Annotated in this window: 22 protein-coding genes and 1 tRNA gene; 11 read left to right on the top strand and 12 right to left on the bottom strand. The window is 39.5% G+C overall.

Annotated features, from left to right (window positions below; genetic code table 11):
- Nucleotides 1–60 precede the first annotated feature (60 nt).
- Together rpoN and BLP81_RS10405 are read left to right on the top strand one after the other, a co-directional pair.
- On the top strand, nt 61–1506 hold the full coding sequence (rpoN, locus tag BLP81_RS10410; RefSeq protein ID WP_093368407.1) for an RNA polymerase factor sigma-54: 1446 nt from the start codon (nt 61–63) through the stop codon (nt 1504–1506).
- A complete protein-coding gene (locus tag BLP81_RS10405; protein ID WP_245686456.1) occupies nt 1503–2117 on the top strand; it encodes a hypothetical protein in 615 nt (204 codons plus the stop codon). Before rpoN ends, BLP81_RS10405 begins: the two co-directional genes overlap by 4 nt.
- Here BLP81_RS10405 and BLP81_RS10400 read toward each other — a convergent pair whose 3' ends face one another.
- From BLP81_RS10400 to BLP81_RS10365, 8 genes are all read right to left on the bottom strand, one after another.
- Complete coding sequence (locus BLP81_RS10400) at nt 2118–2819, bottom strand: porin family protein (RefSeq protein ID WP_093368405.1); 702 nt, start codon at nt 2817–2819, stop codon at nt 2118–2120. It abuts the gene before it with no gap.
- A 95-nt stretch (nt 2820–2914) separates the two neighbouring features.
- Nucleotides 2915–3397: an ExbD/TolR family protein gene (locus BLP81_RS10395; RefSeq protein ID WP_093368404.1), complete on the bottom strand. Its 483-nt coding sequence runs from the start codon at nt 3395–3397 to the stop codon at nt 2915–2917.
- A gap of 14 nt (nt 3398–3411) precedes the next feature.
- Nucleotides 3412–4020, bottom strand: coding sequence for an ExbD/TolR family protein (locus BLP81_RS10390; RefSeq protein WP_093368403.1), 609 nt, complete (start codon nt 4018–4020; stop codon nt 3412–3414).
- Nucleotides 4021–4022: 2 nt separating this feature from the next.
- A complete protein-coding gene (locus tag BLP81_RS10385) occupies nt 4023–4457 on the bottom strand; it encodes a hypothetical protein (RefSeq protein ID WP_093368402.1) in 435 nt (144 codons plus the stop codon).
- 6 nt (nt 4458–4463) lie between these two features.
- Nucleotides 4464–5249: a MotA/TolQ/ExbB proton channel family protein gene (locus BLP81_RS10380; protein ID WP_093368401.1), complete on the bottom strand. Its 786-nt coding sequence runs from the start codon at nt 5247–5249 to the stop codon at nt 4464–4466.
- 59 nt (nt 5250–5308) lie between these two features.
- Nucleotides 5309–5398 (bottom strand) — tRNA-Ser (locus BLP81_RS10375).
- A gap of 81 nt (nt 5399–5479) precedes the next feature.
- Nucleotides 5480–6499, bottom strand: a complete 1020-nt coding sequence (locus BLP81_RS10370) for an asparaginase (protein WP_093368400.1) — start codon at nt 6497–6499, stop codon at nt 5480–5482.
- A gap of 13 nt (nt 6500–6512) precedes the next feature.
- On the bottom strand, nt 6513–7280 hold the full coding sequence (locus tag BLP81_RS10365) for a TatD family hydrolase (protein WP_093368399.1): 768 nt from the start codon (nt 7278–7280) through the stop codon (nt 6513–6515).
- Between the two features lie 51 nt (nt 7281–7331).
- Here BLP81_RS10365 and BLP81_RS10360 point away from each other — a divergent pair, with 51 nt between their 5' ends.
- Nucleotides 7332–7769 (top strand): retropepsin-like aspartic protease, encoded by a 438-nt coding sequence (locus tag BLP81_RS10360; RefSeq protein ID WP_093368398.1) that lies wholly within the window; start codon nt 7332–7334, stop codon nt 7767–7769.
- A gap of 147 nt (nt 7770–7916) precedes the next feature.
- On the opposite strand, the gene odhB is transcribed toward BLP81_RS10360, so the two are convergent.
- From odhB to BLP81_RS10345, 3 genes are all read right to left on the bottom strand, one after another.
- Entirely contained in the window at nt 7917–9269 is a 1353-nt protein-coding gene (gene odhB / locus BLP81_RS10355) for a 2-oxoglutarate dehydrogenase complex dihydrolipoyllysine-residue succinyltransferase (RefSeq protein ID WP_093368397.1), read from the bottom strand.
- Between the two features lie 20 nt (nt 9270–9289).
- Nucleotides 9290–12109 carry a 2-oxoglutarate dehydrogenase E1 component gene (locus BLP81_RS10350; RefSeq protein ID WP_093368396.1) on the bottom strand — a complete coding sequence of 940 codons (2820 nt, stop codon included), beginning with the start codon at nt 12107–12109 and terminating at the stop codon, nt 9290–9292.
- A 382-nt stretch (nt 12110–12491) separates the two neighbouring features.
- Nucleotides 12492–15713: a WD40/YVTN/BNR-like repeat-containing protein gene (locus BLP81_RS10345; RefSeq protein ID WP_093368395.1), complete on the bottom strand. Its 3222-nt coding sequence runs from the start codon at nt 15711–15713 to the stop codon at nt 12492–12494.
- 428 nt (nt 15714–16141) lie between these two features.
- Between BLP81_RS10345 and BLP81_RS10340 the strand changes: the two genes are divergently transcribed.
- Nucleotides 16142–17116 (top strand): polyprenyl synthetase family protein, encoded by a 975-nt coding sequence (locus tag BLP81_RS10340; RefSeq protein ID WP_093368394.1) that lies wholly within the window; start codon nt 16142–16144, stop codon nt 17114–17116.
- Complete coding sequence (locus BLP81_RS10335; protein WP_093368393.1) at nt 17117–17467, top strand: hypothetical protein; 351 nt, start codon at nt 17117–17119, stop codon at nt 17465–17467. It abuts the gene before it with no gap.
- 86 nt (nt 17468–17553) lie between these two features.
- Here BLP81_RS10335 and BLP81_RS10330 read toward each other — a convergent pair whose 3' ends face one another.
- Nucleotides 17554–18345 carry a PhzF family phenazine biosynthesis protein gene (locus tag BLP81_RS10330; RefSeq protein ID WP_093368392.1) on the bottom strand — a complete coding sequence of 264 codons (792 nt, stop codon included), beginning with the start codon at nt 18343–18345 and terminating at the stop codon, nt 17554–17556.
- 186 nt (nt 18346–18531) lie between these two features.
- Here BLP81_RS10330 and BLP81_RS10325 point away from each other — a divergent pair, with 186 nt between their 5' ends.
- The 6 genes from BLP81_RS10325 (at nt 18532) to BLP81_RS10300 (ending at nt 25335) form a co-directional block, all read left to right on the top strand.
- Nucleotides 18532–18894 carry a BlaI/MecI/CopY family transcriptional regulator gene (locus BLP81_RS10325; protein ID WP_093368391.1) on the top strand — a complete coding sequence of 121 codons (363 nt, stop codon included), beginning with the start codon at nt 18532–18534 and terminating at the stop codon, nt 18892–18894.
- Nucleotides 18894–20951, top strand: coding sequence for a M56 family metallopeptidase (locus BLP81_RS10320; RefSeq protein ID WP_245686455.1), 2058 nt, complete (start codon nt 18894–18896; stop codon nt 20949–20951). The genes BLP81_RS10325 and BLP81_RS10320 overlap by 1 nt, the downstream gene beginning before the upstream one ends.
- A 4-nt stretch (nt 20952–20955) precedes the next feature.
- Nucleotides 20956–22095 (top strand): tetratricopeptide repeat protein, encoded by a 1140-nt coding sequence (locus tag BLP81_RS10315; protein ID WP_093368462.1) that lies wholly within the window; start codon nt 20956–20958, stop codon nt 22093–22095.
- Nucleotides 22096–22185: 90 nt separating this feature from the next.
- The gene (locus BLP81_RS10310) at nt 22186–22791 is read left to right on the top strand and encodes a TetR/AcrR family transcriptional regulator (RefSeq protein WP_093368390.1); all 606 of its coding nucleotides are present in this window, start codon (nt 22186–22188) and stop codon (nt 22789–22791) included.
- Nucleotides 22788–24155, top strand: coding sequence for a TolC family protein (locus BLP81_RS10305; protein ID WP_093368389.1), 1368 nt, complete (start codon nt 22788–22790; stop codon nt 24153–24155). Before BLP81_RS10310 ends, BLP81_RS10305 begins: the two co-directional genes overlap by 4 nt.
- Nucleotides 24156–24159: 4 nt before the next feature.
- On the top strand, nt 24160–25335 hold the full coding sequence (locus tag BLP81_RS10300) for an efflux RND transporter periplasmic adaptor subunit (protein ID WP_093368388.1): 1176 nt from the start codon (nt 24160–24162) through the stop codon (nt 25333–25335).
- The last annotated feature ends 2 nt before the right edge of the window (nt 25336–25337 follow it).

The following is a 25337-nucleotide window of genomic DNA, read 5'->3' as shown; positions in this document are numbered from 1 at the left end:
GACTTATATTAGAGAAAGGCCTCTGAAATAAAATTCAGCCTAAACTATTGAATCATCATCATGCTTAAACAAAAGCTCAATTTAAAGTTATCACAGAAGTTATCTCCACAACAAATCCAGTTGATGAAGTTGATACAGCTTCCTACATTGGCTTTTGAGCAGAGAGTTAAGCAGGAGTATGAAGAAAATCCGGCACTAGATGCGGGGAAAGAAAAAGATGAATACGAGGATGAATTTAAAAATGAAGCCGATGATGATCACGATATCATCGAAACAGAATTTGATGTTGATGATTATCTAAGCGACGATGAAGTTCCCAGTTATAAATTAAAGGCCAACAACTATAGTGCAGATGATGAAGATAAGCAGGTCCCTTATGCTTCCGGAACATCGTTTTCTCAATACTTAAAAACCCAGTTACAAACCTTTACTTTTAAGGGTGACCAGGAAGAGATTGCCTTTTTTCTGGTAGGAAGCGTGGATGACAGCGGTTACATTCGGCGGTCACTTATCGACATTGTAGACGATTTAGCTTTCACACAAAACATTTATACCGATGAGGAGACCGTTGAAAAAGCATTAAAAATAGTTCAATCTTTAGATCCGGCAGGTGTTGGAGCAAGAGATTTAAGAGAATGCTTATTGATTCAGCTCCAAAGAAAAGACAAGACTGAAAGCGTAAGTCTGGCCTACAAAATCATAGATGAGACCTTCGACAAATTCAGTAAGAAACATTACGATAAACTTTTACAGAAGTTCAGTATTTCTGAAGAAAAACTGAAAAAAGCCATTGAAGAAATTGAACATCTCAATCCAAAACCGGGGGCTTCTTATTCTGGAAACAGCAAATCTGTAGAACACGTTATTCCTGATTTTGCCATTCATATCAAAAATGGTGAGTTAGAGCTTACCTTAAACGGAAGAAATGCACCTGAGATGCACATTTCACGTGATTATTCCAATATGCTGAAAGGCTACAAGGAGGCAAAAACCAAAACCAAAGAACAGAAAGAAGCTGTGTTCTTTATCAAACAGAAGTTAGACTCTGCAAAATGGTTTATCGATGCTATAAAACAGAGACAGGAAACGCTGTATTCAACGATGTATTCCATAATGATGCATCAGGAAGAGTATTTCTTAACCGGTGATGAGCGAACGCTAAAGCCGATGATATTAAAAGATATCGCTGAGAAAATTGACATGGATATCAGCACTATCTCCAGAGTAGCGAATAGCAAATATGTAGAAACACCTTACGGAACCTTTTTGATCAAAAGCTTCTTTTCTGAATCTATGAAAAATGAAGAAGGCGAAGAAGTATCAACAAGAGAAATCAAGAAAATCCTGGAAATGACTTTGGAATCTGAAGATAAAAAGAAACCTTATACCGATGCTAAGTTAGCTTCTATTTTAAAAGAGAAAGGATACCCGATAGCAAGAAGAACCATCGCCAAGTATAGAGAGCAATTGGACGTTCCGGTAGCTAGATTGCGAAAAGAAATATGAATTTTTTGTCGAGGCTTTCATCACTCGTATCCGTATTAGGTCATCCGCTCTGGATGCCTTTTTTAGGATGTTTGTTTTATTTTTATGCGATCCCCAACTATTTAGACCAGGAAATCATTACTGCCAAACTGATGGCGGTTTGTATACTCTTAATATTCTTACCCATCGTATTTTTATTTATTGCCAAGAACTTAAAACTTATAAGTGATTATAAGATTTCAGATGTGAAAGAAAGACGCGTATTCTTGATGTTCTTCATCCTGCTCATTCTTATTCTGCTCAATACCATATTAGATGTGTATAACTACAGAACGCTGTTTTACTTCTTTTCAGGCATTTTATTTTCAGGAATAATTGCTCTGTTATTCAGTATGTTCCGGTTTAAGATAAGCTTACATGCGCTGGGTATAAGCGGGCTAGTGAGTTTTGTGACAGGCCTTAGTATATCTTTTCATGAACCGATGGTAGTTTCCATAAGTTTGCTTTTTCTTTTTTTAGGCCTGGTCAGTTCCTCGCGCTTATATGAAAAAGCGCATACCTTATCAGAAATTCTTTTAGGAATTCTCGCAGGATGTATTCCCCAGTTATATTTTCTTAGTTACTGGATTTGATCACAGAAAAAAGAAAGTCAGACCGGCTTTAACAGGCATTATACCCACCTCCTCACCGGTAGAATCAATTTCTGCGTCGAAAATGGGGTTTAGACTCAGGTCGATAAAGAAATTGACAGCCCCGTAACCAAATGTAAGTTTTGTACTAGTTCTGAATTTATGGATAGAGTCTATGGATTTAAAACTAAAACTATCATTTGGACCACGAAAACTGGATTTGGAGCCTATCACATAACCTATCTTGAAACCCAAATATATTCGCCAAAAAGACAATTTATTTATATCGGATGAGCGCCATCTAAATTCCAAGGGGATTTCTATCAAATTGGTTGTAAAGCGATTAGAATCATAGTTTCTGTCAGAATCGATTGGTATAAACTGATCTTCACCATCTCCTCCTTTTTTTATTTGAAGTGTCTGACCAAAAGTATTGAGATTAAACCCTAATCCCAGACCAATGGACAAATTGCGTCTTTTATTAATTGGCATATCCCGTATAAACCCAAAAATGAGGCCTCCGGAAAAACCAGACTGCTCGACCTTAGCAGGAAGATCTGTAAGAAAATTAAAACTAAAACCTAAATAAAATTGATCTTCTCTATATAGAGAATCAACTTCATTTTCTTTTAACCATGAAAGTCTTTCCTGAGCTACAGAGGAGCAAAAGAGACCTAAAAAAACACTTAGATAGATTATTTTCATCGCTGACTTAAAGGGGGTAAGTTAACTAGGTTTATGCAAATAAAAAAGGCACCCCTGTAAAGGAATGCCTTTGAAGTATTTAAATTTTATTCAAACTACTCAAGGTTCAGCATGGCATCACCTTCTTTAGTTGTGTAATTGATTTTAAGAGCTTCAGCTTTACGCAATTCTTGTTTGATATCTGAAACCAGTCCCATATTGGTTGCTTTATCAACCTTTAGCGCTGTTGTCAATTTATCTCGTAATTCTTCACGTTTAGACTGACGTTCTTCTTTTATAAATTGCTGAATATCACTAATTTTAGCATATTTATCGTTCAATTGTATCCTAGCTTCAGTTCCGTAAGTTTCTTGATATCTAGGAGAAGGTTTCCCTGCATAGATATACATAATTAGATTTTTCTTATCTAATTTCTCAACTTGATCTGCGAAAGGTAGAATATTTTGAACCTTAAGAGATGAATCTCTCATCACAGTTACAACCATAAAAAAGAACAAAAGCATAAAAACAATATCCGGTAGGGATGCAGTGGAAATAGCTGGTGTACCACCATCACCTTTCTTTTTAAATTTTGACATATGTGTTCAATTTTTTATCGTTTAGGTTCTGCTTCGGAAAGTTTTTGAGGAAACAATTCTTGAATCTTTTTAATTCTTTCTTTAAGCTCTTCCTTATCACCTTGGTAATTCGGATCATTATAGACAGCTTCCATTTCTGTGAAATCTACGCCATAAAGTCTGTTCGCCTCTCTATTCCTTAATTGATTATAAGCAGCCACAAGTTCATTTTGAACTGCTATATAAGTTCCGTATTCTGTTCTCCTGTCATTCTGTAAAGAAATAACAGCTTTGACAGGATTATCTGAAGAATCTGATAGTCCGGGTCCCTGGCAATAATTACATGCTTCGTCACCTGTACCTCCACCATTATCTAAAAAGGTAACAGCAGCTTCTCTCAGATTTTGAAATTCCATGGGTTCATCTTCAACAAGCAAGTCACCATTAGCATTTACAAGAACAATAAAAATATTCTTCTCTTTAAGCGGTGGTGGATCTTCTTGTTCATCATCTATAGGAGGTAATTTCCTTGTGATTCCGCTATCTGTTTCTATGGTCGTTGTGACCAAGAAAAAGATAAGCAAAAGGAAAGCTATATCCGCCATGGATCCAGCGTTTACCTCTGGTGCTGATCTTTTTGCCATAATTATCTTGTTATAATTTTTCTTACGCTAGATAATAGCATTGCCAAAACCGCTAAAGCAGCTAAGATATAAAATGCTGTTAATCCCGTACTAACCCACCTAGATCCACTTGCAGATAACACGTCTCCATCTCTTAAAGCTGTTTCTGTTCCGCTAGAGACTAGATAAGATATTACAATGACCAGAATAAAAGCCCCTAGAGAAATAAGTGTTTTCTTAACATTACCCGTAAAAAGTGCTCTTACAGAGAAAATTAATACCGCTAGAACTGTAATTCCTAATATAATGTATGATACATACATAAAAGGAGCCAATACACTTGACTGTATTGCTGCGTTAGCTTCTATCGCTTCATCTCCGGCGTTGAGGATTCTCACAAAGAGAATAGCTCCTACAACACCAAAAATGATTTTTATAATATTAAATATTTTATTCATACTGATTTATTTGTTTTTGTGAGCAACTAACATATCGATAAGCGTAATCGATGCGTCTTCCATATCATTTACAATACTATCTATCTTAGCGATGATATAATTATAAAAAACCTGAAGAATAATAGCAACGATCAAACCGAATACAGTTGTTAATAAAGCTACTTTAATACCTCCGGCTACCAAAGATGGCTGCATATCTCCAGCGGCTTCAATTTTATCGAAGGCCTGAATCATACCAATTACAGTACCCATAAAACCAAGCATAGGAGCTAATGCAATAAATAAAGATACCCAAGAAACATTTTTCTCAAGTTGTCCCATTTGAACACCTCCGTAAGCTACGACAGCTTTTTCTGAAGCCTCAACACCTTCATCCATTCTATCAAGTCCCTGATAGTAAATAGAAGCAACTGGGCCACTTGTGTTTCTACATACTTCCTTGGCAGCTTCTACACCACCACTCTTCATAGCATCCTCTACGTTTTGAGCCAGCTTTTTCGTGTTAGTTGTAGCCAGATTCAAGTATATAATTCTTTCAAAAGCAATGGCTAATCCAAGAATTAAACAAAGAAGCACAATCCCCATAAACCCAGGACCACCTTCAATAAAACGCTTTTTTAATTCTTGATGAAAGCCTGGACTTTCTTCTGCAGCATCAGCGGCTGCGGCATCATCTTGTACAAAAGTCACAGCTGCTTCAGTAAAAATTTCAGAAGAATTGGCTGCATTTAAAGTTGTGTTACCAACTGCCATGATGGCTAAAATGGCTAAAATTGAAAATAATCTTTTCATTGTTGTCTGTCTTAGAATTAATAATTAGTGTTTAATGATTTTAGTTTGTTTTTGTAAAGCAGAGAGGAAGGGATTCGAACCCTCGGTTCCGATACAATCGGAACATACGCTTTCCAGGCGTACACCTTCGACCGCTCGGTCACCTCTCTAGAAATTATAATGAACGATAACTAATTCTTAGCAAATAAATAAAAAAAAATACTTTTATAAGAAGAAATGCACGTTAATTTTTAATTCATTTCACCTCTTAAAGAGGTTTCAAATATAGTTTTAAATACTTTTGGTCCTAATTTTTTTGTCAAAAGATACATCATTTTTCCCACAGCAGCCTCTGTTGTCATGTCTCCTCCGCTTATAACCCCTAGTTTTTTTAAACGTTCACTTGTTGCGTACTTGCCCATAAGCACCGCACCTCCAACGCATTGGGTTACATTCACAACATGAACTCCTCTGTCTATTGCCTGTTTTAGAAGCTTCAGGAACCAGGGATCCGTCTTCGCATTTCCACTGCCAAAAGTCTCTAAAATAATTCCTTCTACATGCGGTGTGTTAAAAATATGTTCCAGTGTCTTATAATTTATTCCCGGAAATAATTTCAGAACGAAGATATTATCGTTTAAGGATTTATGAACGATCATCTTCTTTCTCAAGTTCGGTTTCATGAGTTTTTCGTAATTCACCTTCAGATTCACACCAGATTCTGCAATAGCGGGAAAATTGGAGGATTCAAAAGCTTCAAAATGTTCAGCATTAACTTTGGTTGTTCTATTAGCCCTGTATAGTTTATATTCAAAATAAAGACCCACTTCTTTAATTACGGTCTTCCCGTTCTCTTTTAAACCCGCTAACTGAATACTCGTAATCAGATTTTCCTTGGCATCGGTCCTCAAATCTCCGATAGGCAGTTGTGACCCTGTAAAAATAACCGGCTTTTTCAGGTTCTCAAACATAAATGAAATCACAGAAGCGGTGTAGGACATGGTATCACTTCCGTGCAACACCACAAAACCGTCATAGTCTTCAAAATGATCTTCTATTAAATGAACGAGTTTCACATAATCTGAAGTATCCATATCTGAAGAATCTACAGGCTCTTCAAAACTCACTGTACTAATGTCGTGCTCCAAAAGCTTCAGTTCAGGAATATTGGACAGCAGCTCATCAAAATTGAAAGCTGTAAGCGCTCCGGTTTCAGGATTTTTGATCATCCCAATGGTTCCGCCTGTATATACTAATAGAATTCTGGACATAAAGTTATCTGTATTAAATTCCGAAGACGTCTTTAGAATTCTGAGTGGTTTGTCTCGCTATTTCTTCTAAACTTATCCCGTATAATTCAGAAAGCTTTTCTGCTACTTTCAAAATATAAAGGCTTTCATTTCGCTTCCCCCGATAGGGCTTTGGAGCAAGATAAGGGGAATCGGTTTCTAAAACAATATGTTTCAAATCGATTTCATTGATAAACTGATCTATTTTTCCATTTTTAAAGGTAACAACGCCTCCAATTCCGAGTTTCATATTGTAACGGATCGCCTGTTCGGCCTGAGATTTGGTTCCTGTAAAACAATGAAAAATGCCGCATAAGTCTTCTCCCTTTTCTTCTTCAAGCACCTCAAAAATCTCATCGAATGCCTCTCTGCAGTGAATGACTATAGGCAATTTATATTTTTTAGCCAGCTTGATCTGATGTTTAAAGGCTTTACGCTGGGCTTCAAAAAAACCTTTATCCCAGTACAAATCGATGCCGATTTCACCAACAGCATAAAATGTTCGCTTGGCCAGTTCTTCTTCAACATGCTTAAGCTCCTGCTCTACAGTTTCTGAAACGGAGGTGGGATGTAATCCCATCATCAAATACATGTGCTCCGGGAACTGCTTTTCCAAATCGTACATAGCCTGAGTGGTATCTGAATCTATAGCGGGAATAAAGAAACGCTTAATGTTATTATCTATGGCTCTTTGGACCACTTCCGTTCTATCTTCGTTAAAAGCTTCAGAATATAAGTGGGTATGGGTATCTGTTAGTATCATAGTGGCAAATTTATTTAAAACGAAACTTTATATTTGCCGAAAATTCAATAAATGTCTTCCTTAAAATCCTTTCTGAAAGAAAAAAAATACAAAGCCTTAAAAATGAATAGCACGGAGACTAATCATTACGAGTGCAAAGTCACCATAAATGGTGTGGAAGGCAGTTTTATTATAGATACCGGCGCCTCCAGTTCCTGCATCGATTTTACGTATGCAGATCACTTCAACTTATTTTCTGAAGACAGCAACATCAAAGCCGCTGGTGCAGGCGCCACCAATATGCTCACCAGAGCGTCCACCAACAATAAAGTAAGCATCGGAAAATGGACCAAAAAGAAAGTGGATTTGATTTTATTCGACTTGTCTCACGTCAACAAAGCGCTAAACGATCACGATGCTGAGCTGGTGCACGGTATCATCGGGGCCGATATTCTTAAAAAAGGCAAGGCCGTGATCGACTATAAAACCGATTATTTGTATTTGAAGTAGAGGTGAGTTTGTTTCTAGCCGTATTTTAAAACCCTAAACTTTTAAGAAATGTAGCAAAATCCTATAAAGCTAACGAGATTAAAATCAGTATAAAAAAACCCTGAAGCTTTAAACACTTCAGGGTTATGAATTCAATAGAAAGACTGACTAAAGCTCGAGTGCTTTTTCGACGTCGCTATCCATCAACAACTCTTTTGGATCTTCCAGGGCTTCTTTTACAGCTACCAAAAATCCTACGGATTCTTTACCATCGATAATTCTATGGTCATAAGACAGGGCCACATACATGATCGGACGTATTTCTACTTTCCCGTCTATAGCCACTGGTCTTTCCACAATGTTATGCATACCCAGAATACCACTTTGCGGCGGGTTGATGATTGGTGTAGACAACATAGAACCGAACACCCCTCCATTGGAAATGGTAAAGGTTCCTCCTGTCATCTCATCCACAGTAATTTTTCCGTCTCTGGCACGCGTGGCCAGACGTTTTACTTCCTGCTCAACGCCTCTGAAACCAAGATTCTCTGTATTTCTCATCACCGGCACCATCAAACCTTTTGGTCCGGATACGGCGATACTGATGTCCTTATAATCGTAAGTAATCATTTCTTTTCCATCCACCATAGAGTTTACAGCCGGATATTTATCCAAAGCACGAACCACAGCTAAGGTAAAGAAGGACATGAAGCCAAGACTTACGCCATGGGTTTCTTTGAATTTTTCTTTGTACTGGGACCTCAGATCGAAGATAGGCTGCATGTTGACTTCATTGAAGGTCGTTAACATCGCCGTTTCATTCTTGGCACTCACCAGACGCTCTGCTACTTTTCTTCGCAACATAGACATTTTGCTTCTGGACTCGCTGCGTTTGCCCGGACCAGGCGATCCCATAGAAGGTTTTGCCTCTGCATTCATGGCATCTTCTTTAGTGATTCTGCCATCTCTGCCACTGCCTTTGACGTCTTTAGGATCGATTCCTTTTTCATCCAGGGTTTTCTTAGCTGCCGGAGACGGGCTGCCTGAAGCGTAAGATTTATCAGCATCTGAAGAAGACTTTTTATCTTTCTCTTCTTTTTCTTTTGAAGACGACTTATCTTCTTTGTCTTTGGAGGATTTGTCCTGATCCTCTGAAGAAGACTTTTCATCTTCATCTTTAGACTTGTCTTCTTTCTCTTTTTTATCCCCAGATTTTTTGTCTTCTGAAGATTCTTTAGACTTGGATTCCTCTTTTTTATCATCACCGTTGTCAGAAGGTTTTTCCGCATCGGTGTCAATTAAGCAGACCACTTCTCCAACCTGGACCACATCGCCTTCTTCAGCTTTAAGCGTAATAATACCTGAAGCTTCGGCTGGCAATTCCAAAGTTGCTTTGTCGCTATCCACTTCAGCGACCGCCTGATCTTTTTCTACGTAGTCGCCATCTTTTACTAACCATTCTGCGATTTCAACTTCGCTAATTGACTCTCCCGGTGAAGGGACTTTCATTTCTAAAGCCATAATATTATGTGTTTCGTGTCTTAATTTTTACTTTTATAATCTTTTACATTATTGTTTTTTGAAGGATCGAATACATAGTCGATAACGCCTTCATGTCTTTTCTTAAATCTCGCCTGGCTTCCTGCTGCCGGAGAACCGTAAAAACGCCTGCTGCACACTCTAAAGTCTTTGGCTTTGTCGTATTGCAACAGCAAATGGGAGTAAGCACCCATATTTCTTGGTTCTTCCTGAGCCCAAACGATATCCTCAGCATTTTTATACTTCTTGATCATCTTATTTAACGCGTCTTCCGGCAAAGGAAATAACTGTTCCAGTCTGACCAGGGCCATATCGTTTCTCTCTTCTTCTTCCCGTCTTTTTTTCAAGTCATAGTAGAACTTTCCAGAGCAAAATACCAGAGTTTTAATGTCTTTCACTTTTGCATTGGGATCGTCGATGACGGTCTGGAAGCTTCCTTCGGCCAGGTCTTCTTTTGGGGAAACCACCTCAGCATGTCTTAACAGACTCTTTGGTGTAAAGACGATTAAGGGTTTTCTATAGTTGGTCTTGAGTTGCCTTCTTAACAAGTGAAAGTAATTGGCAGGAGTTGTACAGTTGGCTACAAACATATTGTCTTTGGCACATAACTGAAGATATCTTTCCATTCTGGCTGAAGAATGTTCAGACCCCTGACCTTCATAACCATGCGGGAGTAATAAAATGAGACCATTTTGGGTTTTCCATTTATCTTCTGCTGAAGAAATGTACTGGTCTATCATGATTTGTGCGCCGTTACTGAAATCTCCAAATTGGGCTTCCCAGATCGTTAGTGTATTTGGATTGGCCATGGCGTAACCATAGTCAAAGCCTACAACGGCATATTCTGAAAGCAGCGAATTATAGATATAAAAATGACCCTGATCTTTATTCAGGTTGTTATGAGGCACATATTCTTCCTCATTGTTTTCAGTTTTAATCACCGCATGTCTGTGAGAGAAGGTCCCTCGCTCTACATCCTGTCCGGTGATACGTACATTATGCCCTTCATCCAGAAGCGTAGCATAGGCCAAAAGTTCACCCAGCGACCAATCCAGCTGATTTTTTTCAAAGTATTTTTCATGGTGAGACTTCATAAGTTTATTCACTTTTCTCATGAATTTCTTATCCTCCGGCAAAGTCGTTAGAGATTCTGCAAGTTTAGATAACTTATCCAGGTCAAAAGTGGTATCGACGGGCTCCAGCATTTTTTCCCTGTCTGCATATTCAAATCCTTCCCATTCATCCTGAAGGATTTTAGTCACTACAGACTTTTCTTCTTTTTTGGAAACTTCGTACTCTTCGCTGAGTTTGGTTTTAATCTTTTCTTCCAGTTCATCCAGATAATCTTCATCGATGACACCTTCATCTTTCAATCGTTCCGCATAAATATCTCTTGGATTTTTATGTTCTGAAATGGCTTTATAGAGTTGAGGCTGGGTAAATCTTGGTTCATCTCCTTCATTATGTCCATACTTCCTGTAACCCAGTAAATCGATAAACACATCCTTACCAAACTCCATTCTATACTGAAGGGCGAACTTCATAGCATGAACAACAGCTTCAGCATCATCTGCGTTCACATGAAGCACGGGAGATAATGTCACCTTGGCCACATCTGTACAGTAGGTTGATGATCGGCCATCAGTATAGTTGGTGGTAAAGCCAATCTGGTTGTTAACGACAATATGGATAGTTCCCATGGTTTTATAACCATCAAGCTGTGCCATTTGCACAATTTCATAAGCTATACCTTGTCCGGCAATGGCGGCATCTCCATGGACGACAATAGGAAGTACATCCTGCTCCTCGCCAACATGATGGTCATCTTGTTTTGCCCTGGCAATTCCCTGAACAACTGCACTTACGGTTTCCAGATGAGAAGGGTTTGGGGCCAGGTTTAAATTTATTTCTTTTCCTGAATCCGTTTGACGACAGGAGGTCCAGCCTAAGTGATATTTCACATCACCATCAAAGCTGTCTACATCATAATCTTTACCTTCAAATTCATTGAAAATATCCTTGGCACTTTTACCAAAAATATTCACTAGGGTATTGAGACGGCCTCGATGAGCCATACCCATCACAAATTCTTTGACACCCACATCTGCAGCACCTTCAATAAGCGCATCCAAAGCCGGAATTAAAGATTCATTTCCTTCCAGAGAAAAGCGTTTCTGCCCGACATAACTTTTATGCAGGAAACTTTCAAAAGTGACCGCTTCATTGAGTCGGCGCAAAATATTTTTTTTCTGATCTTCGGAGAAATCGGTTTTATTTCGGTTTTTGTAAATATGGTCCTGAATCCACTTCACCTCCTCCGGCTTGCGGATATAAGCATATTCCACACCTATGGAATCACAAAACACCGTTTCTAGAAAATCGATGATTTCCTGAAGCGTAGCTTTTCCAATACCGATAATTTCACCAGCCTCAAACTCTCGATCCAAGTCAGATTTTGATAATCCGAAATTTTCGATATGCAGCTTTGGTGAATATTTACGGCGTTCTCTTACGGGATTCGTTTTGGTAAATAAATGACCCCGGTGCCTGTAGCCATCAATTAGATTGACCACCTGAAATTCTTTCTGGACATTTTCTCGCACCTGAACCTTTTCGGTTTCTTTGGTTTCACTGTCTTTTAAAGTCACTGTTTTAGAGCCATCTAAAGACTCTCCTTCAAAACCGGATTCCAGACCAAAATCAAAACCTTGGAAAAAGGCTCGCATACTTGGTTCTATGGCATCTGGATTTTGTAAATATTGGTTATAGAGATCTGCTAACTGCGATGGGTGCATCGCATTCAAAAAAGAATATTTGTCCATATTAAGCTTACATCTTGTAATGTGTAACACAAAATTACGATTTCTTGCTAAACCTAGTTACTTTTCACTAAATTTTATGGCTAAACCGATTTACTTACTTCAAAAAAATGCAGTATTTAAAACCGGCAATCCGCTGCAGAAAAGTCATTTCTCGTGTGTATTTAATTTTTCAAAAAGTATGATTTCACTTCATTAATTGAGTGGTTATAAAAAAGTCTCATCAACACTAATTCACTATTATCTATATAGATATTATCTTCTGTTAAACTATAAACACTACAAAAGGAAAAGTGGTGATAACCCACCCCCTTTTTTCCTCATGTATATACTAAAAAGCCCGAAGTGTTAACACTTTGGGCTTTTTGTCGTTGTTGAATTTTAGTTATTCTTTTATTTCCAGGACTTCATAGTCTTCAAAAAGGGAAAGGTCCAGTTCACTTATATCTTCCTGATAGGCTTTCCACTCCTCAGCAAAGAATTTATTCAAAGCTTCAATAGCTGGTTTTAAAGCTTCTTCGGCCTGCTTTTTCAAACGTTCCTGGGTATCTCCTGGTTTATCGAAACTAGCTGCTGTATAATTATAAGCATTACTTATTCTATCACCAATATCCGGAACGGGTGTTCTTATGATGCCTTGCTTATCGCTAAAGTCTTCACCTACCAATGGTTCAAATAATACCTCTAAGGAATCTTTGATCGCTTTGCTGGCTTTAATCTGTTCTTTAAAGGCCTTTTTATCTTTCTCCTCCATCCACTGGATATAGTGATCAGCTGTTTCCTTAGCTTTTAAAACGCTTTGACTGGCTTCATAAGCGGTAGCCTGCAACTTTTCTATAGATTTCAAGAAGTTGTATCGTGCTTTTAGGTCTGCTACATTTACCTCCAAACGCGGGTCAAACTTCACTTCAATCTCTGTGGAATCTTTATGCCCACCAAAGTGCAGGACTAATTTATATTTTCCCGGCATGACATCTACTCCACCTGGTTCTTCAGCATCTTCTTTGGTCAAGCTTCTGCTCGGACCGCGTTGTCCTGCTTCGTCCATTCTCCAGTACATACGGTGTAACCCGTTATCTTCAGGGGTTTTCTCTTTTAAAGTTCGGATCAATTCACCTTCCATAGTATAGACGTCAAGCTTAAGAGAGTCGTAGGTCACTTTCTCTTCATCACTTTCCTTTTCCTCATTTTCATTTTTGTCCTCTTTTTGCTTAGGTTTATTGATAAGGTAAGAAATCATGGCGTTGGAATTTCTATTCTCGCCATTAAACAGGGCATTGGCGCCAAATCGAGAACCACTAGGCTGCTGATTTACCGCCTGATAAGCCACAGGAGGCGTAAACAGTTTCAAGGGCTGATTCAATACAACTCTCCCTTCCGCAGCCAGTGCTCTTAATGGTCTGATATCATCCATGATGTAAATCGCACGGCCAAAAGTCCCAATCACTAAATCATGTTCTCTCGGATGAATCATCATATCACGCGTAGGCACATTTGGATAATCATTTGTCCATTTTTGCCAGTTTTGACCTTTATTGATACTGAAATATAATCCGCCATCTGTTCCTAAAAACATTAAATTTGGCTCCTCAGGATCCTGTACCACACTTAAGTTATAAGTCCAAACCTCTTCACCATCGGTTAAATTCGTCCAGCTTTTTCCATAATTCGTCGTATGGAATAAATAAGGTTTGAAATCGAAATTTCGGTAATTATTGACCACGACAAATGCTTCACCCGCAGTATAGGTTGAAGCCTGAATTTGTGCTACCCAGGATTCAGCCGGGAAACCTTTGATACTGGTGCTTACCTTATTCCAGTTTTTGCCGCCATCCTGAGTCAGCTGAATATTCCCATCATCCGTTCCTAGCCAAATCACTTCCTCTTCCAAAGAAGACGGGGCAATGGCTGTAATGGTCGTGTTATTTTCTGCGCCTGTAGCATCATAAGTTAATCCACCGCTTTCAAACTGCTTTTGCTTTTTGGGATTATTGGTTGTTAAATCCGGAGAGATGATTTCCCAGGTCTGTCCCTTGTCGTTGGTTTTATGTAAAAACTGACTCCCAAAATAGACTGAGCTATTATCAAATGGATTTTGCGCAATAGCCGCATTCCAGTTGAATCTTAATAGTACGTCTTTATCCGGATGGGTCGGTCTTACAATTTGACTATTTCCCGTTTCTTTATCGTAGCGTACTACAAAGCCCTGCTGAGACTGCGCAAATCCAAATCTAGAATTGTCCGGATCCGGCACGACATCAAAACCATCACCGAAAGCTATTTCCTGGAAATAAGAATTTCTGATGCCTTGCGATTTCCAAACGTAAGCCGGGCCAGCCCAACTCCCGTTATCCTGCATCCCTCCATACACATTGTAAGGGTAATCATTATCAGTATTGATATGGTAAAACTGCCCTACCGGAAGATTTTGTACAAACCTCCAAGTCTCTCCTCCATCGTAGGTGATGTTTAATCCGCCATCATTTCCGTCTAACATCATATCTGGATTATCCGGATGGATATACCAGGCGTGATGATCTGGATGAACCCCGGTAGTAGTCCCATACGCCGGCATTAGTCCTTTAAATGACTTTCCACCATCTTCGCTCACATTTACATAAGTGAATATCGTATAGACTCTATTTTCATTTGATGGATCCGCATACAATTCTGCGTAATAAAACGGACGATTACCGATTTCACTCATGTCCTCATTAATCATGTTCCACGAATACCCGCCATCTACTGATTTATAAAGTGCATTCTTTTTGGATTCTATTAAAGCGTAAACGGTTTTGGAATCTGCTGCTGAGATTGCTAAGCCCATTCTTCCCAAATCGCCTTTTGGCAACCCATCCTTATCGGTCAACTCTTTCCAGTTTTCACCACCATCAAGAGTCATGTATAAGCCAGAGCCAGGACCGCCAGAAGTAAAAGTCCAAGGTTTTCTTCTGTGTTCCCACATAGCTGCAAATAACTTATTCGGATTATTGGGATCCATGATTAATTCTGAAACCCCTGTTTTATTATCGACAAAAAGACTCTTGGTCCAGGTTTTACCTCCATCAGTAGTTTTGTAAACCCCACGCTCAGGATGTTCTCCCCAGGGTGAGCCAATAGCACCTACATAAACGGTGTTTGGGTTGTTAGGATCAATTCTCACCCGATGAATATTACGCGTTTTCTCCAGGCCCATCAGTTTCCAGCTCTTTCCACCATTTATGGATTTGTATAGTCCATAACCACCATTAGAACTATTCCTAGGGTTTCCTTCTCCTGTACCTACCCAAATCACATCAGGATTATCCTGCTGAATGGCAACGGCTCCGATGGAAAGGATTTGCTCTTCATCAAAAACAGGATTCCAGTCTACACCCCCGCTTTCAGATTTCCATACACCACCAGAGGCGGACCCCACATACATTATCTGCGGATTGTCATGCACAACATCAATGGCCGTTATCCGACCACTCATACCGGCTGGGCCAATACTTCGGACATCCATGCCTTTTAATTTATCTAAATCGACCTGCTGACCAGTTACTGAGTGGCTTATAACACATGTGAGGAAAGAAAATAAAATTAACCTGAGGAAATTTTTATTCATGATTCTTAAAATTTAATTTTTTTGAAAATTATGATATTTCAGATGAATACACAATATTCCATATTCATGAACTTCCCCCTCATTCCGAAGCAAATATTCTGCTTATTAATAGAAATGCGGTTTATCATAAAGCGCTACTTTCTCTGCCTCATTCTTGAACTGCTATAAAAAATTGATTTAAAAACATGAAACACCACGGTATTCACTTAAATATCTGAACTGAGCCGCTTTTCCAAGACAGAGTCAGGTTATTATATCAAATTAAGACCTAGATGCCTAGGTATCAGGGTTAGTTTAACTGACTAATTTCAGTACACTGCGCTTCAAATTTTGAATTTTACTGAGTATTTTCGAAAAGACATGCCTTAACAATCTTGAAAAAAAGGACGTAGATAACTTTAATGATTTATTTTAGCCGAAAAAAATTGATGTTGGATTTAGAAGCTTACAAAACCTCTTTTCTTTCTTATATGAAGGCTCAACTGCCTCAAAAAGAACCAAGAAATCTTTACGAGCCTATAGAGTACATCTTACAACTTGGTGGCAAACGCCTGAGACCTGTATTGGTGCTGATGAGTGCCGATATCTTTGGCGGGGGTCGTGATAAAGCAATGGATGCTGCTTTAGCCATAGAGATTTTTCACAATTTCTCTTTGGTTCACGATGACATTATGGACGATGCTCCTCTGAGAAGAGGTAAACAAACCGTACACGAAAAGTGGGATATCAACACCGGGATTTTATCTGGTGATGCCATGCTTATCAATGCTTATCAGCTTTTTGAAAATTATCCTGCAGAACACTTCAAGCCTTTGGCCAAACTCTTTACCAAAACCGCTATTGAAGTTTGCGAAGGCCAGCAATACGATGTTGATTTTGAAGAGCGCGATGACGTCAGCATCGAGGAATATCTGAAAATGATCGAATTCAAAACCGCTGTACTCGTGGGAGCAGCCCTAAAAATGGGAGCCATTATAAGTGATGCTTCTGAAGAGGTTCAGGACAAAATTTATGAGTTCGGCAGGCTGCTGGGCATTGCCTTTCAGATTCAGGATGATTATTTAGACAGCTTTGGAGACCAGTCTGTTTTCGGTAAACAAATAGGCGGTGACATCATAGAAAACAAAAAGACTTACCTGTATCTCAAAGCACTTGAGCTTGCAGATTCCAGCAGTGCAGACCAGCTAAGACATCTGTATACCATCTCCCCTGAGGAGCCGTTAAGCAAAATTGAAACTGCTAAGCAGATTTTTGAGGATTCCGGGGCCAAAGCAGCCACCACCGAAAAAATAAAAGCCTATACCGAGCAAGCCTTCAAACATCTCGATCATATGCAGGTGTCTGAAAAAGGAAAAACATTTCTTAGAGCCTTTGGGACTAACCTTATGAATCGCGATGTGTAAATGAGTATTCCTCAGCAACTTTCCGAGATCACCTCCGAGCCAGAGAAATACGCCGAGGTCTGGAAAAAGTTGATTTTGCAACTCAATAAAGATCTGGCTCTGGTGGGACTTACAGAAATCGAGTTGCACACCAACATTACACCAGATGAATTATGGCAAGGCTTAAACCCCATTTTTTCTGAGCTTATGCATCAAAAAACCTCGAGTTTTATTCACCTCCTTTATAGAATTGACATTCACGAGAAGGAAATTCAGCGGCTGATGACTCAAAACGATTTCCTGGACCGCCTGATTCATCGCGTGGTTGAACGCAGTTATCAAAAAGTATATTGGCGGTCGATTTATAAATAAAAAGTTGTTACCATTATCTCTGTTTTCTCCGTGGTGAATAGAACCACAAAGTCACAAAGTTCACAGAGGACAGACCGTCATGAACATTACAAATAAAACTCGGCCTTAAACACCGTTTTGGCCTGACCTAAGATGTAGACACTATCGTTTTTCAGCTCTAGCTTCAGCTGACCTTTGCGCTCCGAAATCTGTTCTGACTTTAAAGCCGTTTTGCCTAAAACCTCAGCCCAGTAAACCCCAAGCGCACAATGCGCAGAACCCGTTACAGGATCTTCCAAAATATTAAGATTAGGCACAAAACATCTGCAAACAATATCTCTTTCTTCTGAGGTTGATTTTGCTGTAAAAATGCTTTGTCCCAGACCTAAACTTTGAAGCAGCCTGGCATCGGGCTTGAAATTAGCCAGTTCCTCTTCAGATTCCAAAACCAGCATGGTCCAGTCGTTGGTGACTTCAAAAGCCTTATTCACCTGAAGATGTAAAGCCTTAGCGTAATTGGTAATCGCTATTTTATCCAAGCTATATTCAGGAAACTTCATCTGATAGCCCTCAGCGGTAAAGCTGATTTCTAACAGATCTTTGGGTGCCTGAAAGATTATAGATTCCTGTTTTGAAACCTGCCCCAGTTCATACAAAATATGAGCTGCAGATAAGGTGGCGTGTCCGCAAAGCGGCACTTCAGCTTTTGGGGTAAAAAACCGAATCGCAAAGTGATTTTCTTTGGGCAAAACAAAAGCCACCTCCGACACATTCATTTCCTTGACGATATTCAGCATCAGCTTCTCTTCCAGAAACTCATTTTCCAACAGCATAACGCCTGCCGGATTGCCTTTGAATAGCTCATCTGTGAAGGCATCGACTTGGTATATTGTAGCCATAATTTCTTTTTTAGGTAAAACTAATGATTTATAAAAATATAAACGGTTCTCGACTGAGCCTGTCTTGATGAACAGAAAGGCTCGAACTTAAAACATGAGATTTATTTAAAAAATCAAAACTTTAACAACTATTATTGTAGTTAAACTATTATTTTAGTTTAACTTGGTCAAATAAAATTAAAGCCCATGAGACAATTAACACGAGCCGAAGAAGAAGTGATGCAGCTATTATGGCAAAAGGGAAAATCCCGGGTTGCTGAAATCATCGAAGATATGCCTGAGCCCAAACCTGCCTACAACACCACCTCTACTATCGTGAGGATCCTGGAAGACAAAGGCTTTGTAGGTCATGAAAAGGCAGGAAGAGGCTTTAAGTATTTTGCCTTAATCGACAAAGACACTTACCAAAAAGCCACGATGAAGAAGATGGTCAACTCGTATTTTGAAGGCTCCTTCAAAAACATGGTTTCCTTTTTTGTAAAGGAGAAAAACATGAGCGCCAAAGATTTGGAAAGCATCCTAAAAGAACTCGATAAAACCAGGGACTAATGTGGTGGTATTTATTAGATGTTATTCTTTTCCAAACCTGCTTTTTGGGGCTGTATCTGCTCTTTAAAACAGAGACCTTTTACGCACAAAACAGAGCGTACCTGCTGGTCACTGCGGTGCTTTCGTTTATAGTTCCCCTGCTCGACTTTAGCGTACTGGCTATCGATTTTGGCCCGGAGGAAACGGTAAATACGGTGGATACCCAGTTCCAGTCTTATTTTATGACAGGAAAAGAAGTGAACTTAACCGCCTCAGGTGCAAACACAGAGCCCCAGACGAGTACCTGGAGTATGGATGCAATACTTAAGCTTATTTATCTTATAGGCATCAGTTTTTTTGCTATTAAATTCAGCATAGGCTATTGGAAACTGAAGCAACTGACACATAAAGCCCGTTTCGAATGCTATATCCATAAGGTACAGTGCTATAAACTGGAAGCTTCTGAAAATGCGTTCACCTTTTGGAAATCCATATTTGTGGGCGACAAGATCCCGGAAACTCAGCGCGCAAAAGTGGTGGCTCACGAACTGGAACACGCCCGCTCCAATCATGCGTTGGATTTATTTTTTACTGAATTTCTGCGTATGCTGTTCTGGCTGAGTCCCGCTCATCACTGGCTGAAGCGCGAACTGGTCCTGGTCCACGAACTCCAGGCCGATGCCGTGGCTGCCAAAGACCTCAACAAACGCGATTACGCTCAAAGCCTGCTTAACCAGGCCTTTGGCACCAGGAATTTCGAATTTTCACATTCATTTTTTAATCACTCTCAATTAAAACAACGCCTTATGATGTTACAAAAGAAAAACTCTCGTCCACAAAACTTATTAAAATATCTGCTGATTTTGCCGCTGCTAGGCCTGATGCTGACGTATACCGCCTGTAAGGTGTCTACACAGGAAGAAATCCAGCAACTGACAGAAGAAGCTGAAGCTGAAAAGTTACGTTCACAATACATGGACGAACTGGAAGAGGCTGTTGCTAAATACGGGATGTTTTCAGATGATATACCAGCAAAATTCAGACTTTCCACTTATAGAGAAATCAACTCCAGAGAAGATTTTTACAGACGAAATGTGTTTATGATTCTCATGGCTGAAAAGATGGACGAAAAAAGTTCTGATGGAAACAAAATGTCCATGACAGATACAGATGCATTTCGAAAGCTGAAAACTCAGACTTATGAAGATTATCTTCAGGAGAAAGAAAATGACTGGAACGTTGAAGTCACAGAAACTGAAAGAGCATACGATACAACTGGCGATGTTCCCTTTGCTGTGATCGAAAGTGTACCCGTCTTCCCTGGCTGTGAGGGTTTAGCGACGAACCAAGAGCGTAAAGAATGCATGAGTAAAAAGATCAGCCAGTTTGTAAATGAGAATTTCGATACCGGTCTGGCAAAAACACTGGGACTTACAGGTGTTAACCGGGTCTATGTGCAATTTAAAATTGATAAGACAGGTAAGATCGTTGATGTAAGAGCAAGGGCGCCACACCCGGACCTTCAGGCCGAAGGCGAACGCGTTATTAGCAAACTCCCCGAAATGCAACCTGGCGAGCAAAAAGGTGAAAAGGTGGGCGTGCTTTATTCCTTACCTATAACTTTTCAGACGTATGGAGACAGCACTGAAGAGAATGAAAATCAGGCTCCGATGACCAAGATTACAAAAATTAAAAATACAGAGGCTAAACTAAGCGATGTTCCCTTTGCTGTGATCGAAAGTGTGCCCGTCTTCCCGGGTTGCGAAGGTCTAGGCAGCAATGATGAACGTAAAGAATGCATGAGCAGAAAGGTGAGCCAGTTTGTAAACGAAAACTTTGATATCGGTCTGGCAAAAAAACTGGGACTTACAGGTGTTAACCGAGTCTATGTGCAATTTAAAATTGATAAGACAGGCAAGATAGTAGATGTAAGAGCAAGAGCGCCACACCCGGACCTTCAGGCCGAAGGAGAACGCGTTATAAAAGAGTTACCAAAGATGAAGCCCGGCGAACATGAGGGCGAAAAGGTGGGTGTACTTTATGCCATACCCTTAACATTTAATGTTCCAAATGAATAAAACTATGGTGAAATTCATCTTGTTCATTGTGCACCTGGTTTTGGGTGCACACTTTATTTACGCTCAGGACCTCGACAGCTTATATGCTGTGGGTGAGTATTCCAGCATCTTAACCCATTTTGATAAACATCCACCCCTAAGTTTTAAGGAAAAGATTTTAAAGGCCAAAAGCCTTCAGGCTAAAAGATTTGATGAAGAAGCCATCGCCAGTTATCATCTGGCACTGGCAGACCAGGAGGATGAACCCCGGCATCAGTTTGCCTATGCCAGGCTATTAAAAGCAAATGCTTATTTTACAAAAGCGGATAGTTTACTCACTTTACTGCATTCCCGTTATCCTAAGAATGCAGAATTCGCTTATCAGCTGGGGATTTGCAAAGCAGAGATCACAAAAAACTCAGCCGAAATCTTTTATAAAAAAGCTCTGGACATGGATCCTTCCCATCAGCCGGCTGCCTATGCACTTGCTGAGTTTTATTTTAAGATCAAAAGTTATGAGTTTGCTGAACATACGAGTCTAACCGCTTTAAGTTTTAATCCTAATAACAAAAAAATCATCGGCTTACTGGGTCAGATTTATTATCGGCAGAGAAAATTAAAACTGGCTTTAGAGCAGTTTGAGAAGCTTCAACAGCTTACAAGCATACCAAAATTCGTGATAGAAAAAATGGCGATCGCCTATGCCAATACAAATCAGCTGGAGAAATCCATTGCAATGTATAAACGCATTTTGAATATGGAACCCAAAAACGCCATGTACCACCATCAAATTGCTAAAGTCTTTGCCTTACATCAAAATTTTGCTGCTGCTGAAAAGCATGCTGAACTATCCATGCGTTTGAAAGATACCAGCCTGGACGAAGAACGATTTACGAAAGCTTTGGCCCTAAAAAACCAGGACAAACTCGAAGAAGCCATCAAATTATTTGAACTCGTGATTGAGGAATGTCCCAGTTTTGAAAGAGCCTATGTAGAATTAGCTCTTGCAGCAGACAGGCGCTATGAAAATCTGGACAGGAAATTGCACTATTACGAAATTTATGAAGTTCAGTTTGCTGATATTGGGAACGCCACTTTTAAAAACCTGATGTATAGACGCCTTACCGACTTACGAAGAGAAAAACATTACGCATCCAGCAAATAAAGAAATAAACTCTTCCAAAGTTAAATTAAAGTGAAACTTTGGAAACTTTTATTGTATTAAAAGTTTCCGTGCCTAATTTTGCCGCCTGAAATGAAAGAAGACATTCTACATAAGGCGGGCGATTTGTTTTTGGAATTCGGTTTCAAAAGCGTCACTATGGACCACCTGGCCCGGGAGCTTGGCGTGTCCAAAAAAACCATTTACGAATATTTCACTAATAAGTCTGACCTGGTGGAGCAGGTCGCCTACTTCATTCGCGACCGCATACATGCCGAAATTGATTTGGTTCAGTTGAAAAAACTCGATCCCATCGAAGAGATGATAGAGATTAAGCGCGTCGTGATGAAACGCCTTAAAAACGAAAAAACCTCTCCACAGTTTCAGTTTCAGAAATACTATCCTAGGATTTATGCGAAGATGCGCGAGTCTCAGATTTTGAAGATGGAAGACTGCATTGGTAAAAATATAGAAAGAGGCGTCCAAGAAGGCTATTACAGAAAGGACATTCACAAAGTCTTCACCTGTAGAATTTACATTGCCGGTATGCTAAATTTGAAAGATGAAGAACTCTTCAAAGACAGCCATCTCACTCCAAAAGAACTTTACGAAGAATTTTTAAAATACCATCTGCGAAGTATTGTAGATAAAAAAGGTCATCAACGCCTTATCGAACTCGAAAAACAATTGCTAGAATGAGAAAACTAATTTTAGGCTTACTCCTATTTACATTTTTGGGACTATCTGCACAAAATACAGAACCACCCAAAAGCTATGAATTTACGCTTCAGGAAGCGATAGATTTTGCTATTGACAGCAGTTACGCCACCATCAATGCCAGACGGGATGTGGCTATTGCACTCAAGCAAAAATGGGAAACCACAGCTGATGGTCTCCCGCAAATAGATGGTGCTGTAAATTATGAATACAATGCCATCATAAGACAAACACCCCTTCCCGGAGAATTGGTTGGTGAAGAACCGGGAACGTTCGTGCCTGTTCAGTTTACGCCAAGGCAAAACATGAATGCTTCCGTTACACTGAATCAACTGATTTTTGATGGGTCCTATATCGTTGCTTTGCAGGCCGCTAAAACCTTTCTGGAATATTCAGATAACGCAGAAACACGCACAAAACTAGAGGTCAGGAAAGACGTGGTGAGTGCTTATGGCAATGTGTTGCTCACTCAGAATTCCATTGATATCATTGAAAATAACCTGGAAACTGCTGAAAAAAACCTGTACGAAACGCGTAAGATTTATGAAAACGGCCTAGCCGAAGAAGAAGATGTGGAACAGTTACAAATCACCTATCAGCAGTTACAAAGTCAGTTGAACAATGCTCAGCGCATGAGAGACATTTCCAAAGAAAGTCTCAATATGGTACTGGGTTTACCCATAAATACTGAAGTAATTTTGCTGGAGGATTTAGAAAATCTAGCGAACAGAGAAGTTTTAGAAACTGAAGTCTTAGCCAATGATCTCCAAGTAGAAAATACCATTCAATTTAAAATCGCCGACAATTTGGTAAAACAGCGTGAGCTGGAAATGAAGCTTGAAAAAAGCAAAGCTTTACCAAGTCTTTCCGCTTTCGCTAATTACGGTCAGACCAGTTTTGGTGATGATTTTGAATTCTTTTCTTCCCGAGCAGAATGGTTTGAATTTTCAACCATCGGCGTAAGTCTGAATGTTCCTATTTTCAGTTCGCTACAGCGTAGTGCCAGAACACAAAAAGCTAAGATTGAAATGAAAAAGGCTGAAACTCAGAAAACACAGGCGATCAATCAAATTAAACTTCAATTGAATAATGCTAAAAGCAATTTTGAATTTGCTGTCGATAATTACGAATTGTCTAAGAAAAATTTGGAACTCGCCGAACGCATCGAACATAAAAATCAAGTGAAGTTTAAAGAAGGTGTGGCTTCCAGTTTTGAGCTAAGACAAGCGCAGCAACAGCTTTACGCTGCACAAAATGAACTTTTACAATCCATGCTGGATATTATTAATTCTAAAGCAGAAATCGAAAAAATCATCAATACTCCATTTACAAATTTTGAAAAATAGACTCATGAAATATCTGAATTACCTACCCATTCTTTCCCTGTTCTTTTTGATGTCTTGTGGCCCCCAGGAAAAATCAGTTGAAGAAGTCCTTGAAAATGGAACCCAAGCTGAGATTGAGCAAAAGCGAAAAGCTCTGAATACAACTATGCTTGAACTGAAGAATAAGATCAAAAAATTGGATGAAAAATTATCTGGATTTGAAGAGGATTATGCTTATGCTTTGGTAGAGGCAAGAGAATTGCAGCCCAGAGCATTTAAGCATTATATCAAAATACTGGGTGAAGCCACAACTGATGAAAATATTTTAATTTACCCGGAATTCTCCGGTAATCTGAAAGATATCTACATCAGCGAAGGTGAAGAAGTTAAAAAAGGACAAAAATTAGCCAAAATTGACGACGGCGGTGTATCCAATCAATTAGCAGAGCTGAAAGCCCGTCGAGATTTGGCTAAAACCCGCTTTGAAAGACAAAAACGCCTTTGGGACCAGAATATAGGTTCTGAAATTCAGTTTTTGGAAGCTGAAACCGCTTATGAGCAACTCAATAATTCTGTAAAACAGGTAGAAAGCCAGCTTAAGAAATCTGTTATTTATGCCCCTTTCAATGGAAAAATTGATGAAATCATCACCGATCAGGGACAGGTGGTGTCTCCCGGGCAAACTCCTATTTTCAGAATTTTGAATTTAGGCGAAATGTACGTCAGTGCAAATGTGCCGGAAAATTATGTAGGGAGTATAGATGTAGGAAGTGAAGCTATTGTTTCGTTTGGAGCTATCGGTAAAACATTTAAAAGTGAAGTGATGCAAGTCTCCAGTAATATTTCACAAAATAACAGAAACTTCAGAGTTAAGGTGGCTATTCCGGACAGCATTGATTTTGTAAAACCCAACCTCATTGCCACTTTAGAAATAAACAATTACAAAATAAACGATGCTATTGTCATTCCTGAAGATATTCTCAGGGAAAACGCCCAGGGCCAATCCTTTACATTTGCGCTCAGCATGGAAAGCGACAGTCTCGGTGTTGCCCAGTTCAGAGAATTGAAACTCGGCAAAAGCTATCAGGGTGAAATTGAAGTCCTGGAGGGACTGAAAGCCTCTGATATCATCGTCACTGAAGGCGCAAGAACGATTAAGAAAGGAGAAAAAGTCAAAGTTTTAAACTTTCAAAAAAACTAATT

This window comes from Psychroflexus sediminis (genome assembly GCF_900099815.1).
Taxonomy (GTDB): Bacteria; Bacteroidota; Bacteroidia; order Flavobacteriales; family Flavobacteriaceae; genus Psychroflexus; species Psychroflexus sediminis.
This window is presented reverse-complemented; position numbering and strand designations above follow the sequence as displayed.